At 66.4% G+C, this 14,089-nt stretch carries 12 protein-coding genes; 8 read left to right on the forward strand and 4 right to left on the reverse strand.

The genetic code is table 11. The features are described from left to right. Positions 1 to 7: 7 nt before the first annotated feature. Both VGN82_RS00265 and VGN82_RS00270 read right to left on the reverse strand, forming a co-directional pair. Positions 8 to 781: a ferredoxin--NADP reductase gene (locus tag VGN82_RS00265; RefSeq protein ID WP_327524967.1), complete on the reverse strand. Its 774-nt coding sequence runs from the start codon at positions 779 to 781 to the stop codon at positions 8 to 10. 201 nt (positions 782 to 982) lie between these two features. Next, complete coding sequence (locus tag VGN82_RS00270) at positions 983 to 2,311, reverse strand: NAD(P)/FAD-dependent oxidoreductase (protein ID WP_327524980.1); 1,329 nt, start codon at positions 2,309 to 2,311, stop codon at positions 983 to 985. Positions 2,312 to 2,634: 323 nt separating this feature from the next. Between VGN82_RS00270 and VGN82_RS00275 the strand changes: the two genes are divergently transcribed. The 6 genes from VGN82_RS00275 (at position 2,635) to pepT (ending at position 9,979) form a co-directional block, all read left to right on the forward strand. After that, entirely contained in the window at positions 2,635 to 3,486 is an 852-nt protein-coding gene (locus tag VGN82_RS00275; RefSeq protein ID WP_327524968.1) for a VOC family protein, read from the forward strand. 96 nt (positions 3,487 to 3,582) lie between these two features. Further along, a complete protein-coding gene (locus VGN82_RS00280; protein WP_327524969.1) occupies positions 3,583 to 5,190 on the forward strand; it encodes an ABC transporter substrate-binding protein in 1,608 nt (535 codons plus the stop codon). Positions 5,191 to 5,229: 39 nt separating this feature from the next. Further along, positions 5,230 to 6,207 (forward strand): ABC transporter permease, encoded by a 978-nt coding sequence (locus VGN82_RS00285; RefSeq protein ID WP_327524970.1) that lies wholly within the window; start codon positions 5,230 to 5,232, stop codon positions 6,205 to 6,207. Positions 6,208 to 6,210: 3 nt separating this feature from the next. Next, the gene (locus tag VGN82_RS00290; protein ID WP_327524971.1) at positions 6,211 to 7,041 is read left to right on the forward strand and encodes an ABC transporter permease; all 831 of its coding nucleotides are present in this window, start codon (positions 6,211 to 6,213) and stop codon (positions 7,039 to 7,041) included. Continuing rightward, positions 7,038 to 8,660, forward strand: coding sequence for an ABC transporter ATP-binding protein (locus VGN82_RS00295; protein WP_327524972.1), 1,623 nt, complete (start codon positions 7,038 to 7,040; stop codon positions 8,658 to 8,660). The genes VGN82_RS00290 and VGN82_RS00295 overlap by 4 nt, the downstream gene beginning before the upstream one ends. Positions 8,661 to 8,755: 95 nt before the next feature. Beyond that, positions 8,756 to 9,979, forward strand: a complete 1,224-nt coding sequence (pepT, locus tag VGN82_RS00300; RefSeq protein ID WP_327524973.1) for a peptidase T — start codon at positions 8,756 to 8,758, stop codon at positions 9,977 to 9,979. 8 nt (positions 9,980 to 9,987) lie between these two features. Here the strand turns inward: pepT and VGN82_RS00305 are convergent, their stop codons facing one another. Continuing rightward, complete coding sequence (locus tag VGN82_RS00305; protein ID WP_327524974.1) at positions 9,988 to 10,263, reverse strand: hypothetical protein; 276 nt, start codon at positions 10,261 to 10,263, stop codon at positions 9,988 to 9,990. A 191-nt stretch (positions 10,264 to 10,454) separates the two neighbouring features. On the opposite strand from VGN82_RS00305, the gene VGN82_RS00310 reads away from it, so the two are divergent. Continuing rightward, entirely contained in the window at positions 10,455 to 12,785 is a 2,331-nt protein-coding gene (locus VGN82_RS00310) for a putative bifunctional diguanylate cyclase/phosphodiesterase (RefSeq protein ID WP_327524975.1), read from the forward strand. A 181-nt stretch (positions 12,786 to 12,966) separates the two neighbouring features. Further along, positions 12,967 to 13,668 carry an N-acyl amino acid synthase FeeM domain-containing protein gene (locus VGN82_RS00315; RefSeq protein WP_327524976.1) on the forward strand — a complete coding sequence of 234 codons (702 nt, stop codon included), beginning with the start codon at positions 12,967 to 12,969 and terminating at the stop codon, positions 13,666 to 13,668. A gap of 57 nt (positions 13,669 to 13,725) precedes the next feature. Here the strand turns inward: VGN82_RS00315 and VGN82_RS00320 are convergent. Further along, a partial coding sequence (locus VGN82_RS00320; protein WP_327524977.1) for an NAD-dependent epimerase/dehydratase family protein occupies positions 13,726 to 14,089 on the reverse strand: 364 nt, incomplete at its 5' end.

Consider the following 14,089-nt stretch of genomic DNA (forward strand, 5'->3'; position numbering starts at 1 on the left):
TCTAGCGTCACTTCTCGACGAAGGCGCGCTCCACCACATAGCTGGCCGGCGTCGAGCTCGAGCCCTCGACGAAGCCCTTACCTTCCAGCAGGACCTTCATATCGGCCAGCATGGCGGGGCTGCCGCACAGCATCACCCGGTCATGCTCGGCATCGACTGCCGGCAGGCCGAGTGACGCGAACCAGTCGTCGGAGGCGAACAACTCGGTGACGCGGCCGCGGTTCGGATAGTCCTCGCGCGTGACCGTCGGATAATAGATCAGCTGCGAGGCGACCATCTCGCCGATCAGCTCGTCGGCCGGCAGTTCCTTGCTGATGAAATCCTCATAGGCCAGCTCCGACACCAGCCGGACGCCATGAACGAGCACGACCTTCTCGAAGCGCTCATAGGTCGCAGGGTCGCGGATCAGGCTCATGAAGGGCGCAAGCCCCGTCCCGGTAGAGAGAAAATACAGGTTGCGGCCGGGCACGAGATTGTCGTGCAGCAGCGTGCCGGTCGCCTTGCGCCCGATCAGCACCTCGTCGCCGGGCACGATCTTCTGCAGCCGCGAGGTCAGCGGTCCGTTCTGCACCTTGATGCTGAGGAACTCGAGCTCGTCGTCATAGGGCGCGCAGGCCATGCTGTAGGCTCGCAGCAGCGGGCGTCCTTCCACCGTCAGGCCGATCATCGCGAACTGGCCGGCCTCGAAGCGGAAGGCGGGATTGCGGGTCGTGCGGAAGCTGAACAGCGTGTCGTTCCAGTGGTGAACCGACAGGACCTTCTCGACATACTGATTGCTCATGCTCGCTTCTTCCGTCCAAACCGTTTCGTACCAGCGCCTTCCAGCGCGTATCCCTCGTCGCCCATGCGCGGCCACTCCTCTGCGAAGCCGGCCACGAACGCAAGCCGTTGCGGGCGTTCTTTCTCGTCTCGGAGCGAATTCCGCCCCGCGACGCGCGGCCACGCTGGCACTGACCCCGCCGTTGAACGGAGAATGACTGCCCTAGATCTCCTTGGCGTCCAGCGCCCGGTAGAGCGGCAGCGCAAAGGGCGCGATCCGGCGCAAGAGCCCCTGGACGGGCTGCGCCCTCGGCTCGGAGAGCGGCAGGCCCAGCGTCGAGAGTGATGCCCCCTGCGTCGCATGCGCCAGTTCGCGCCCGAGCGAGATCGACAGTGCGACGGCGCGGCCGTTGCAGCCGACCCAACCGAAGCCATTGGGCCCGAGCTGGTGGATGCGCGGATAGCCCGGCACCTGCGGCTTCAGCACATCGTCCGGCGTCATGCCGACATAGCCCGACCAGACATAGTCGAAGGAGACCTCGCCGAGTTGCGGCCAGAGGCGCTTCAGCCGCTCGCCGACCGGTCCGCGCAGATTGTTGCCGCCGGCGCCCGGGAACACCGCCGCCCCGCCCGTTACCAGGCGATTTCGCGCATCCCAACGGGCGAAATAGAGCTCGCGATGCGTGTCCGACATCGCCTGCCGGCCGGGGATGATGGTCTTCGCGATGTTGTCGCTGATCGGCTTCGTCGCCATCTGCCAGGACAGCACCGGGATGACCTCCTCGGCGACCTCCGGCGCGAGCCCGCGCTCGAATTCACCTGTATAGGCATTGGTCGCCAGCACCAGCGCGCGCGCCATCACCGAACCCTTGGCCGTGCGGACCACCCAGCGGTCGCCCTCGCGCGCCATGCTGCCGACGGGCGAACGAGCATGGATGGTCGCGCCGAGCTTCAGCGCGACCTCGGCGAGGCCGCGCGCCAAAGCCAGCGGATTGATATGGCCGCCGGTGCGGTTCCAGAAGCCGCCGAACCAGGCCTGCGAACCCAGCATCTCGGCTGCCGCCGCCCGGTCGAGCAGTTCCACCGGTGCGCCGATCGCCGACCATTCGCGCACCCGCTTCTCGGCCAGCTTGAAGCGGCCGGGCGAATGCACCGGCTGGATCCAGCCGGCCTGCTCGGCCTCGGCCGGCACGTCGTATTTGCGGACGAGATCGAAGAGATACTGCGCACTGTCGCGCAACACGGCGTTGAAGCGCTCGCCCGCCTCGCCATGGCGCGCCACCATCGCCGAGGGATCATGCCCCGCCAGCGTCGGGATGACCTGCCCATTGTTGCGGCCCGACGCGCCCCAGCCGGGTTCCGCCGCTTCGACCACCACCACCTCGACGCCGCTTTCGCGGAGGTGAATGGCCGTCGAAAGCCCGGTGAAGCCTGCACCGATCACAACGACATCAGCCTGGATATCGCCTTCCAGCGGGTTCAGCGCAGGGCCGGCAGGAGCCGTCGCGGCCCAGAGCGAGGGCGGCCAGGTGACGGAGGCGGAGGTCGGCATGTCCATGACTTTCGAGCGATGTTCGGCGACGGCGCGCGGCGGATCGCCGAGCGGGCGCATCCTTGCCGCCCGCTTGGCGAGAGGCAAGAGGCGCTTCTTTCTTCGTCTGGCCAGAGAGGGATCAAAATTCTATCAGAAATCACTCAAACGAATGAAATCTTCCAAATTGTTTCACAGACCATTCTAGCCTTGGAATTTTTATCCCCCCGCAGCTATGTGTGCAGCGCAGCAGGGGGCTGCCGCAACTGTCGGGTAGGAGCGATTGCGCCACGCCGCAGCTTCGGCTGAACTCGGCCCTCTGCTGATCCATTGAAGGGCCTGTCATGTCGCTCAAGCATATCCTCGGTCTCGATCACGTCGTCGTCACCGTTCGCGATCTGGATGCAGCCGCCGAGCAATGGCGCAGCCTTGGCTTTACGGTCTCGCCGCGCGGCACGCATTCGCCGATCCTCGGCACTGGCAATTACACGATCATGTTCGGCGACGACTATGTCGAGCTGCTCGGCATCCTGACCGAGACCGAGCAGAACAAGCCGACCCGCGATTACCTCGCCAAGCGCGAAGGCCTGGAACGAGCCGCCTTCACCACCGACGACGCCGCGGCGGGCGCCGAGGAATTGAAGAGCCGAGGTCTGGCGGCGCTCGGGCCGATCCATTTCGGCCGCCCGGTCGACCTGCCCGGCGGAGGCACCGGCGAGGCCAGGTTCAACGTCTTCCGCTGGCCGCTCGAGGAACAGCCCGGCGGCCTGCGCATCTTCGCCTGCCAGCACCTGACCCGCGAGACGGTCTGGATCCCCGAACTCCTGGCCCATGCCAATGGCGCCAGCCGCCTCGTCCGGCTCGAGGTGCTGACCGCGGACCCCAAATCGGCGGCCGAGCATCTTGCCCGGCTGATCGACGAGCACGCCCGCGCCGATGGCGACGCCTGGCTCGTCCCCTCCGGCGGCAAGCGCGCCGATTTCCTGTTCTATGATGCAGCCGGCTTCGCGCGACGCTATCCGGAGGCCGTGCGCGACGGCGCGGCAACCGAAGGTGCCGTAGCGCTCGTCATCGCGAGCACGAACATCAAGGGCGCGAAGGCGTCGCTCGGTGCGCGTGCGATCGCCCATGACGGCGCCGTCAGCGTCGCCGCTAGCGCCGCGAACGGCATCGTCCTGAGCTTGCTGCCCCAGTAGCACACGAGCCCGTTTTTTGAGCGCGACCACCGTTGACGGTCGCGCTCGCCATTCCCATCGTCTCCCCTACGCGACCTCAGACACGAGGATTTCTCCATGGACATGACCCGCCGCGCCGCGCTCCTGACCAGCGCCGCCATCGCCTCGAGCGTCGCCTTTCCGATGCGCTCGCTCTTTGCCCAGGAGACCCCGCGCAAGGGCGGCGTCTTCACCGTCCATTACGGCGCCGAGCAGCGCCAGCTGAATCCGAGCCTGCAGGCCTCGACCGGCGTCTACATCATCGGCGGCAAGATCCAGGAACAGCTCGTCGATCTCGACGCGGCGGGCAACCCGGTCGGCGTGCTCGCCACGAGTTGGGAAGCCGCTCCCGATGGCAAGACCATCACCTTCAAGCTGCGCGAAGGCGTGAAGTGGCATGACGGCAAGCCCTTCACCTCGGCGGACGTGCAGTTCACCGCGATGGAGATGTGGAAGAAGATCCTGAACTACGGCACCACGCTGCAACTCTTCCTGACCGCCGTCGACACCCCCGATCCGCTCACCGCCGTGTTCCGCTACGAGCGTCCGATGCCGCTCAACCTGCTGCTGCGCGCGCTGCCGGACCTCGGCTACGTCTCGCCGCGCCACATCTACGAGGGCAAGGGCGACATCCGCCAGAACCCTGCCAATCTCGCCCCGATCGGCACCGGTCCGTTCAAGTTCGTGACCTATGAGCGCGGCCAGCACGTCATTGCCGACCGCAACCCCGACTACTGGCGCCCGAATGCCCCCAATCTCGACCGCATCGTCTGGCGCGTCGTCACCGATCGCGCTGCCGCGGCCGCCCAGATGGAAGCGGGCCAGATCCACTACAGCCCGTTCTCCGGCCTGACGATCTCGGACTCTGCCCGCCTCGGCAAGGATCCGCGCTTCATCGTCTCGACCAAGGGCAATGAGGGCAACGCCCGCACCAACACGATCGAGTTCAACTTCCGCCGCAAGGAGCTGGCCGACATCCGCGTGCGCCGCGCCATCGCCCACGCGCTCGACATCCCCTTCTTCATCGAGAACTTCCTCGGCGACTTTGCCAAGCCCGGAAAGGGTCCGGTCCCCTCGGTCTCGACCGACTTCTTCCCGGCCGACAACGGTCCGCAATACCCCTTCGACAAGAAGCTCTCGGCCAAGCTGCTCGACGAGGCCGGCTTCAAAGCCGGCGCCGGCGGCACGCGCTTCTCGCTCCGCCTCCTGCCCGCCCCCTGGGGCGAGGACATCACCCTGTTCGCCACCTTCATCCAGCAGTCGCTGGCCGAGGTCGGCATCAAGGTCGAGGTGGTGCGCACCGATGGCGGCGGCTTCCTGAAGCAGGTCTATGACGACCACGCCTTCGATCTTGCCACCGGCTGGCACCAGTATCGCAACGATCCCGCCGTCTCGACCACGGTCTGGTATCGCTCGGGCCAGCCGAAGGGCGCGCCCTGGACCAATCAGTGGGACTGGACCAACCCGCAGATGGACAAGATCATCGACGACGCGGCGACCGAGGTCGACGTCGCCAAGCGCAAGGCGCTCTATGGCGACTTCGTCCGCCTCGCCAACACCGAAATCCCGATCTGGACGCCGATCGAGCAGATCTTCCTGACCGCGATCAGCGCCAAGGCGCGCAACCATTCCAACACGCCGCGTTGGGGCTCCAGTTCCTGGCACGATCTGTGGTTGGCGGAGTGAAGGCTTCGTCTTCCGAAGCGCTCTGCTAAAGTCGGTCCTATGCGCATCCTGACCCTCGCGGGGCGGCGTCTCGCCGCCTCGATTCCCACTCTCGTGCTGATCCTGATCGGGGTCTTCGTCCTGCTGCAATTCGCGCCGGGCGACACGGTCGATGCGCTGATGGCGCAGATGGGCGGCGGCGATGCCGAGACCGCCCGTCAGCTACGCGAGCATTACGGACTCAACCTCTCGGCCTGGGCCCAGTTCGGCCAATATCTCTGGCGACTGGTCCAGCTCGATCTCGGCTTCTCCGCCATCTATGGCAAGCCGGTCGCGACGGTCATCTCCGAGCGCCTGCCGCCGACGATCCTGCTGATGACCGCCTCGCTCTCGCTGGCCTTCTTCTTCGGGCTGATCTTCGGCGTCATCGCTGCGCGCGGCGTCAACCGCTGGCCGGACACGCTGATCTCGACGCTCGGCCTGGTCTTCTACGCGATGCCGACCTTCTGGTTCGGACTGATGGCGATCGTCGTGTTCTCGATCTACCTGCAATGGCTGCCGGCCGGTGGCTTCGAGGATATCACGGTCGCCCGTGTCGGGCTGGCGCGCACGCTCGACATCGCGAGCCATCTCGTGCTGCCGACGCTGACGCTGGCGCTGTTCTACATGGCGATCTACCTGCGCATCATGCGCGGCTCGATGCTCGAGGTGCTGACGCTCGATTTCGTCCGCACCGCCCGCGCCAAGGGCATGGACGAAACCCGCGTCGTCGTGCGCCACGTGCTGCGCAACGCGCTTCTGCCGATGGTGACGCTGATCGGCCTGCAGGCCGGCACGATGCTTGGCGGCTCGGTCGTGGTCGAGAGCGTGTTCTCGCTGCCGGGTCTCGGCCGTCTTGCCTATGAATCGGTGATCCAGCGCGATCTCAACACGCTGCTCGGGATCGTCTTCGTCTCGGCGCTCCTGGTCATCGCCGTCAACTTCATCGTCGATCTGCTCTATGCCCGGCTCGACCCGCGCATCACGACGGGAGGCTGAGGCATGTCCTTCCTGAAGCTCTATTTCCGCAGCCCGCCGGCCGTGATCGGCCTCGTCCTGCTGGTCCTCGTCCTTGCCATGGCAGTGAGTGCCGACTGGCTTTATCCGCGCGATCCGTTGGCACTCGCCGGGCGGCCGCTGGTCTGGCCCTTCACCAACCCGCGCTTCCTGCTCGGCACCGACAATTCCGGTCGCGACATCGCCGCCCAGATCTTCCACGGCGCGCGCATCTCGCTGCTGATCGGGCTGGTCGCCACCGTGATCTCGGTCCTGATCGGCATCACCATCGGCGCCTTCGCCGGCTATTACGGCGACTGGGTCGACACCGCCCTGATGCGCGTGACCGAGGCCTTCCAGACGCTGCCCAATTTCATCCTGCTGCTGGTGCTCGTCGCCGTGTTCGGTTCGACGATCACGACTGTGACGGTCGCGATTGGCATCGTCTCCTGGCCGGCCTCGGCGAGGCTGACACGCGCCGAGTTCCTCTCGCTGCGCAACCGCGAATTCGTCCAGGCCGGGCGAACTCTGGGCTTGCGTGACGTCAAGCTGATCTTCGGCGAGATCCTGCCCAACGCCCTGCCACCCGTCATCGTCTATGCCAGCGTGGTCATGGCAATCGCGATCCTGCTGGAAAGCGCCCTCGCCTTTCTCAAGCTCTCGGATCCCAACGTGGCCTCCTGGGGCAACCTGATCGGCGCAGGCCGCGACGTGTTGCGGGTGCAATGGTATGTCTCCGCCATTCCCGGCGTCGCGATCCTCGTCACCGTGCTCGCCGTCTCGCTCGTCGGCCAGGGCCTGAACGATGCCCTCAATCCGAGGCTGAAGGGCCGATGAGCGCGATCCTAACCCTCGAATCCGTCAGCGTCCGCCTGCCGAAGAATGCCGACCGCGCCCATGCGATGAGCGAGGTCTCGCTCGCTCTCAGCCCCAACGAGATCCTCTGCGTCGTCGGCGAATCCGGCTCCGGCAAGTCGATGACGGCCAACGCCGTGATGCGCCTGCTGCCGCCCGGCGTCGCCATCGATGCCGGACGCATCCTGTTCGAGGGGCGCGATCTCGCGAGCCTGGACGAAGCCGATATGCGCAAGGTCCGTGGCGCCGGCATCGCCATGATCTTCCAGGAACCGATGACGGCGCTGAACCCGCTCCGCACCATCGGCGACCAGATCGGCGAGATGTTCGAGCTGCACAGCGATCTCGGCAAGGCTGAGATCAAGGCCAGGGTCCAGGCCCTGCTCGAAGAGGTGCGCATTCCCGATCCCACTGCGGCGGCGAAGGCCTATCCGCACGAGCTCTCCGGCGGCCAACGCCAGCGCGCCATGATCGCCATGGCGCTGGCGCTCGATCCCAAGGTGCTGATCGCCGACGAGCCGACGACCGCGCTCGACGTCACAACCCAGGCCCAGATCCTCGAACTGGTCCGCGACCTGCAAAGGCGCAAGGGCACGGCCGTGCTCTTCATCACCCATGATTTCGGCGTCGTCGCCGAGATCGCCGATCGCGTCGCGGTGATGAGCAAGGGCCAGGTCGTCGAGCAGGGCACGGCCGAAGCGGTGCTGGGCAATCCCCAGCACCCCTATACGAAGCAGCTCATCGCAGCGGTCCCCCCGCTCAAGGCGCCACCGCCGCGCGAGCTTGCGGCCGAGGCTATCCTGTCGATCGAGCACGTCTCGAAGACCTATCGCACCGGCGGCTTCCTCGGCCGCGGCCAGCGCGTCACCCATGCCGTCAGGGACGTCACGCTGACCCTGCCCAAGGGCGCAACGCTCGGCATCGTCGGTGAGTCCGGCTCCGGCAAGTCGACGCTGGCGCGCTGCCTGGTGCGCCTGATCGATCCGGAGAGCGGCTCGATCCGCATCGCCGGCACCGATCTCGCGAGCCTCTCCAAATCCGAGCTGCGCGCCGCGACCCGCCACATCCAGATGGTCTTCCAGGACCCCTTCGCCTCGCTCAATCCGCGCCGCAAGGCCGGCGAAGCGGTTGCCCAGGGCCTGATCGTCCACGGCAGGCCGCGGGCCGAGGCGATGATCCGCGCCAAGGAGCTGTTCGCCCTGGTCGGTCTCGATCCGGCTGCGACCGAACGCTACCCGCACGAGTTCTCCGGCGGCCAGCGTCAACGCATCGGCCTTGCCCGCGCGCTGGCGCTCGAGCCGCGCGTCCTCGTCGCCGACGAGCCGGTCTCAGCGCTCGATGTCTCCGTCCAGGCGCAGGTACTGAAGCTGCTGGCGGAGCTGCGCCAGCGGCTTGGCCTCTCGATCGTCTTCATCACGCACGACCTGCGCGTCGCCGCCCAGGTCTGCGACCTCGTTGCCGTGATGAAGAACGGCGAGGTCGTCGAGTCCGGACCGATCGGGGAGGTCTTCGGCAATCCACAGCACGCCTACACCCAAGCACTGCTCGCCTCGATTCCCGGTCGCGAGTTCGGTATGCGGGAGCAGTCCCTGAGCGCCTGACGCGAGACGTCCGGCGCCAGCCATGCATCGGCCCGAAAAGTGGGATGCGGTTTTCGGAAGAGCCGATGCAAAAAATGCGAGCCGTCGGAGACGCCATGACCATTCGCGAGCAGCTGATCGAGCGCTTCCTGCGCTATGTCGCCATCGAGAGCCAGAGCGACGCCAAGGCAACGACGCTGCCGACGACACCGGGCCAGCAGCGTCTCGCAGACCTGCTCGCGGAGGAGCTACGTGGCCTGGGGCTGGAAAACGTCGTCGTCGACGATCATGCCACCGTTACGGCGCTCAAGCGCGGCACCGCGAAGGGTGCGCCGCGCATCGGTTTCATCGCCCATCTCGACACGGTCGATTCCGGCCTTTCGCCGATCATCAACCCGCAGATCCTGCGCTTCGACGGCAAGGATCTCTGCCTGAACGCACAGCAGGAAATCTGGCTGCGGATCGCTGAGCATCCCGAGATCGAACCCTGGAACGGCGCCGAGATCATCTTCAGCGACGGCACCAGCGTGCTCGGCGCCGACAACAAGTCCGCGATCGCCATCGTCATGACGCTGCTGGCGACGCTCGGCCCCGACGATGCCCATGGCGACATCCTCGTCGCCTTCGTCCCCGACGAGGAGATCGGGCTGCGCGGCGCCAAGGCGCTCGACCTTGCCCGCTTCGATTGCGACTTCGCCTATACGATCGACAGCTGCGAGGTCGGCGAGGTCGTGATCGAGAACTTCAACGCCGCCGCCGGTGAACTGGTCTTCACAGGCGTCAGCGCCCATCCGATGTCGGCCAAGGGCGTTCTGGTCAACCCGCTGCTGATGGCGCACGACTACATCAGCGAATTCGATCGCACCGAGACGCCGGAGCACACCGAGGGGCGCGAGGGCTATTTCTGGTTCAACGACATCGTCGCCAATACAGGCCAGGCGCGCCTCAAGGTGATGATCCGGGAATTCGACAAGCAGCGTTTCGAGGAGCGCAAGCGCCGCATCGCCGAAGTCGCGGGTCAGATCGCGGCCCGCTATCCGGCCGGGCGCGTCGAATGCACCGTCACCGACACCTATGGCAACATCTCCGACAGCCTGGGCGACGACCGCCGCTCGGTCGACCTGCTGCTATCGGCCATGACGGAACTGAACATCGCTCCCAAGCTGATCCCGATGCGCGGCGGCACGGATGGCGCGGCGCTCTCGGCCCGGGGCTTGCCAACGCCAAACTTCTTCACCGGCGCCTATAATTTCCATTCGCGCTTCGAGTTCCTGCCCATTCCGGCCTTCGAGCGCTCGTTCGAGGTGGCGCGCAAGATCTGCGTGCTTGCGGCCCGATGACGGGCCCGTCAGGACAGCCGTGACCTGGGAACGGCCGTGTCGGTCCAGGCGTGGTCGCTTTCAGGCTCGCAGAACCCCGGCGTGAACCCATCGCAGGAAACCTCGTGACCGGGGACGCCCGCGGACTTGTTTTCGGCAAGGCGGCGCAGAAGCCCGCGCTTCAACGGGCAGGCCTCGGCGCCGGCCATGCCCGCAGCCTCTCCGACGCCGAACAGGCAAGATGCGCAGGGCAGGCGCGCCCTGCCCTTCATCTCGATGACGTTGAGTCCGACTGACGATGTCATCGATCATCTCCGGCCACGCCGCGCTGCAGGTCTGGACGAACATTTGCACGCAGAGCCTGACCGAGCTGTTAATTCATTGCCGACGATCGGCGGAACGTCCCCGCCGCCCGCGAATTCGTATGTGCGGGGTCACAACTACATCTTAACGGTCAGGCGCGATCTTGCGGGAGATTTTGCCGCTGGGATGACCGATGCCTCCCCAAACCTCCCCTCGTGTGATCGATCAGGGATTGCGCGACGAGGTCTATGTTTCGCTGGTGCGCTCGCTCTATGCCGACCCCAGGACCTTGATCATCGGGTCCAGCGGGACGGTACTGGCGGCGTTTCTCAGCGCCGGCATGACGGGCCACCCCGCCTTCTACATCTGCGCGGTCATCCTGCTGGGGCTGACGCTGACCCGAGCGGCCGATGTCGCCCAGTTCAAGGCCGCCGCCAGGCAGCTGCACGACCGCGACTGTGCCGCTCGCTGGGAAGTCCGATACACCGTCTTCTCGTCGCTCTACGTCTTCGTCATGGGGCTCTGGTCGTTCCTGACCTTCGCGCTCCAGACCAGTCCTCCGGTGCAGCTTCTCGCATTCTCGATGACGCTGGCGAACATGATCGGCGTCGCCGGGCGCAACTATGGCAGCCGGATGCTGGTCGCGACGCAGCTCAGCTGCGCCGGGGTGCCGCTGCTCGCCGGTCTCGCCCTTGCGGGCAATGCGCATTACGCAGTCGTCGCCTGCGTGCTGGGGCCGTTTCTGCTGAGCTTCAAGTCGATCGCAGAAAAGCTGCGCGCGACATTGACCACCGCCGTCGTCTCGGCCAAGCGCGAACGTCTGCTGGCGGCCCGTCTCGAGGCCGCGCTCGACAACATGGCCCATGGCCTGTGCATGTTCGACCGCAAGGGCCGGCTCTCGCTGGTCAATCGCCGGCTGCCCGCGATCGTCGGGCTGCACGCCGGTCTGGCCGAACCCGGCCGTAGCATCGGCCGCTTCCTGGTCCGTTGCCAGCGCGCCGGGCTGATCGGCCGCGCACAGCTGCGCAGCCTGGTACTCGCCGCACGCCTGGCCCTGCGGCATGAAACCGAGGCCCGGCTGACCGCGAGCCTCGCCGACGGGCGCGTCCTCGAGCTGACGTTTCGCGTCTCCGGTACGATCGGCGCCGTCGTGGTGGTCGAGGACATCACCGAGCAGCGCCAGCAGGAGGACACGATCCGCCAGCTTGCGCATTATGACCCGCTCACCGGGCTGCCGAACCGCAGCCTGCTCAAATCCCATCTGCAGACGCTGATGGCCAAGCCGGACCAGGGCTTCGCGATCCTGTTCATCGACCTCGACCACTTCAAGAAGGTCAACGATACCCTCGGTCACCCCTTTGGCGACGCCCTGCTCGTCGAGGTGGCGCGGAGGCTCAATCTGCTGCTGGGCGCGGCATCCCTGATCGCGCGGCTTGGCGGCGACGAGTTCGTCGTCGTCATTCCCGATCTCGTCGATCGCCACGCGCTCGAGCAGCTCACCGAGCGCGTCAGCTCCAGCTTGAGCCAGCCTCATGAGATCGACGGCAACGCCATCGTCGGCAGCGCCAGCATCGGCATCGCGATCTGTCCCGATGACGGCAGCGACCCGGACATCGTCATCCGCAACGCCGATCTCGCACTCTACGCCGCCAAATCGGGAGGGCGCAGCTGCGCCCGCTTCTACGACAGCAGCATGATCGAGGCCGCCAGCACGCGGCGCATCGTCGAGCTCGATCTTCGCGAGGCGCTCGCCGACGACCAGTTCGAGATCTTCTACCAGCCGATCGTCGCGATCGGGTCCGGCAGGATCACGAGCTGCGAGGCCCTGCTGCGCTGGCGCCATCCGGAGCGGGGCCTCGTCGCGCCGGGCGAGTTCATCGGCATCGCCGAAGAAGTCGGCCTGATCAACCAGATTGGCCGGGCGGTGCTCGACAAGGCCTGCCGGGAGGCGACACTGTGGCCTGACAGCGTCTCGGTGGCGGTCAACATCTCCGCCACCCATTTCCGCGACGACGTCATCGTCAACGATGTCGCGGTCGCACTGGCGCGGTCGAAGCTGCAGCCCTCTCGCCTCGTGATCGAACTGACGGAATCGGCGCTGATGCACGATGACGCCCAGGCCATGTCGACGCTGACCAAGCTGCGCGACATCGGCGTGCAGATCGCATTGGATGATTTCGGCACCGGCTATTCCAGCCTGAGCTATCTGCAGTCGTTCCCGCTTCACAAGATCAAGATCGACCGCTCCTTCGTCTCGGGCGGTCGTGAGACGAAGAAGGACCAGACGCTGCTGGTCGGCATCGCGCGGCTCTGCAAGGAGCTGGGGCTGACCGTCGTCGCCGAGGGAGTCGAGACGGCCGACCAACTGAACGGCCTGACGAAGATGGGCGTGATCGACGAGGTTCAGGGCTACCTGCTCGCCCGACCCCAGCCGACACCTTTGGCACGCGAGCTGATATCGGCCTTCGCCGCGCGCCCGCTGACGGCCTCGCTGGAACGCGCGCCACTCCGCCGGCTCCCCTGAGCACGACCGTCACGCGGCCGTTACGCTGGGCCGTCCGCTGCCGCTGCCAATGCAGCGACAGATCAAATCTTGTGCAGGGGCTGGCTTGACGACGCAGCCTCGCGGCGACGATGGTTAACCTAGGATTAACCATACCCGCGGTCGCAGCATGGTTCACGCAGTCGCACATCAAGCATTGTCCTTGAACGACCGCGTCAGCCGCGCGCTCGAGCGAGTCGAATACCGCCTGGCGGTTCACCCGGAAGACCGGGAAAACGTCTTCCGCCTGCGTTATCGCGCCTATCTGCGGGAGGGCGCCATCGCTCCCAACGAGCAGGAGCGTTTCACCGACCCCGTCGATGAGCATCCCAATTGCCTCGTCGTCGGCGTCCATGTCGATGGCGAACTGGCCGGGGCGATTCGCCTGAGCATCTCCGTTCCCGGATTGCCGCCGATTCCGACCGCCAACGTCTTCCCGGACACGGTCTTGCCGCAGATCGAGGCCGGCCGTGTGCTGGTCGATCCGACGCGCTTCGTGGCCGATGCGCAATGGTCTCGCGAATTGCCCGAACTCGCCTATCTGACGCTGCGGCTGCCCTGGTTGGCCATGGAGCGCTTCAACGCCGATATCATGCTGGCGGCAGTGAGGCCCGAACACTACCCTTTCTATCGCCGGCTCTGGGGCAACACGGTGGTCAGCCCGCCGCGCCTTTATCCAGGCCTGGTCAAGCCGGTGATGCTGTCGCAGCTCGACTATGCGAAGGCGGCGCCGCGGGTCGAGACGCTCTATTCCTTCTTCCGCGCACGCCCGGACGAGCTCGCGACGATCTTCGGCGCGAGCGATGTCCCATGGTTGCCGGCGATGACCGACGCGATCGCCCCTTCCCGTCGCGCCCTCGCCTAACGGCGCGTGCAGGCGAGCCGGAAGCTGTGTGACGCGTCCGGACGGCGCATGGAGGCGCTACGCCGCGTTTCGCGTCCTGAGCTTGTCTTCCCAGGCGAGGGCCTGGCGGACGATCTCCTCGAGGTCGTCATGTTCGGGGCGCCAGCCGAGTTCCGTGCGGATGCGGTCGGCCCTGGCGACGAGCGAGGCCGGGTCGCCGGCGCGGCGGCCGGAGAGCTTGACCGGGAAATCGACGCCCGAGACCTGCTTGACCACGCGCACCACCTCGCTGACCGAGTAGCCGCGGCCATAGCCGCAGTTGAGGGTCAGGTTGGCGCCGCCGGCGCGCAGATGCTCGAGCGCGGAGAGATGCGCCCGGGCGAGATCGGTGACGTGGATGTAGTCGCGGATGCAGGTGCCGTCCGGCGTCGGATAGTCGGTG

The organism is Allobosea sp., from assembly GCF_035999205.1.
GTDB lineage: Bacteria > Pseudomonadota > Alphaproteobacteria > Rhizobiales > Beijerinckiaceae > Allobosea.

Excerpts from the sequence above, each read along its gene's own strand:
- VGN82_RS00310 (WP_327524975.1), top strand. The coding sequence starts at position 10,455 with ATGCCTCCCCAAACCTCCCCTCGTGTGATCGATCAGGGATTGCGCGAC.
- VGN82_RS00275 (WP_327524968.1), top strand. The coding sequence starts at position 2,635 with ATGTCGCTCAAGCATATCCTCGGTCTCGATCACGTCGTCGTCACCGTT.
- VGN82_RS00280 (WP_327524969.1), top strand. The coding sequence starts at position 3,583 with ATGGACATGACCCGCCGCGCCGCGCTCCTGACCAGCGCCGCCATCGCC.
- VGN82_RS00265 (WP_327524967.1), bottom strand. The coding sequence starts at position 781 with ATGAGCAATCAGTATGTCGAGAAGGTCCTGTCGGTTCACCACTGGAAC.
- pepT (WP_327524973.1), top strand. The coding sequence starts at position 8,756 with ATGACCATTCGCGAGCAGCTGATCGAGCGCTTCCTGCGCTATGTCGCC.
- VGN82_RS00305 (WP_327524974.1), bottom strand. The coding sequence starts at position 10,263 with ATGACATCGTCAGTCGGACTCAACGTCATCGAGATGAAGGGCAGGGCG.
- VGN82_RS00290 (WP_327524971.1), top strand. The coding sequence starts at position 6,211 with ATGTCCTTCCTGAAGCTCTATTTCCGCAGCCCGCCGGCCGTGATCGGC.
- VGN82_RS00270 (WP_327524980.1), bottom strand. The coding sequence starts at position 2,311 with ATGCCGACCTCCGCCTCCGTCACCTGGCCGCCCTCGCTCTGGGCCGCG.
- VGN82_RS00295 (WP_327524972.1), top strand. The coding sequence starts at position 7,038 with ATGAGCGCGATCCTAACCCTCGAATCCGTCAGCGTCCGCCTGCCGAAG.
- VGN82_RS00285 (WP_327524970.1), top strand. The coding sequence starts at position 5,230 with ATGCGCATCCTGACCCTCGCGGGGCGGCGTCTCGCCGCCTCGATTCCC.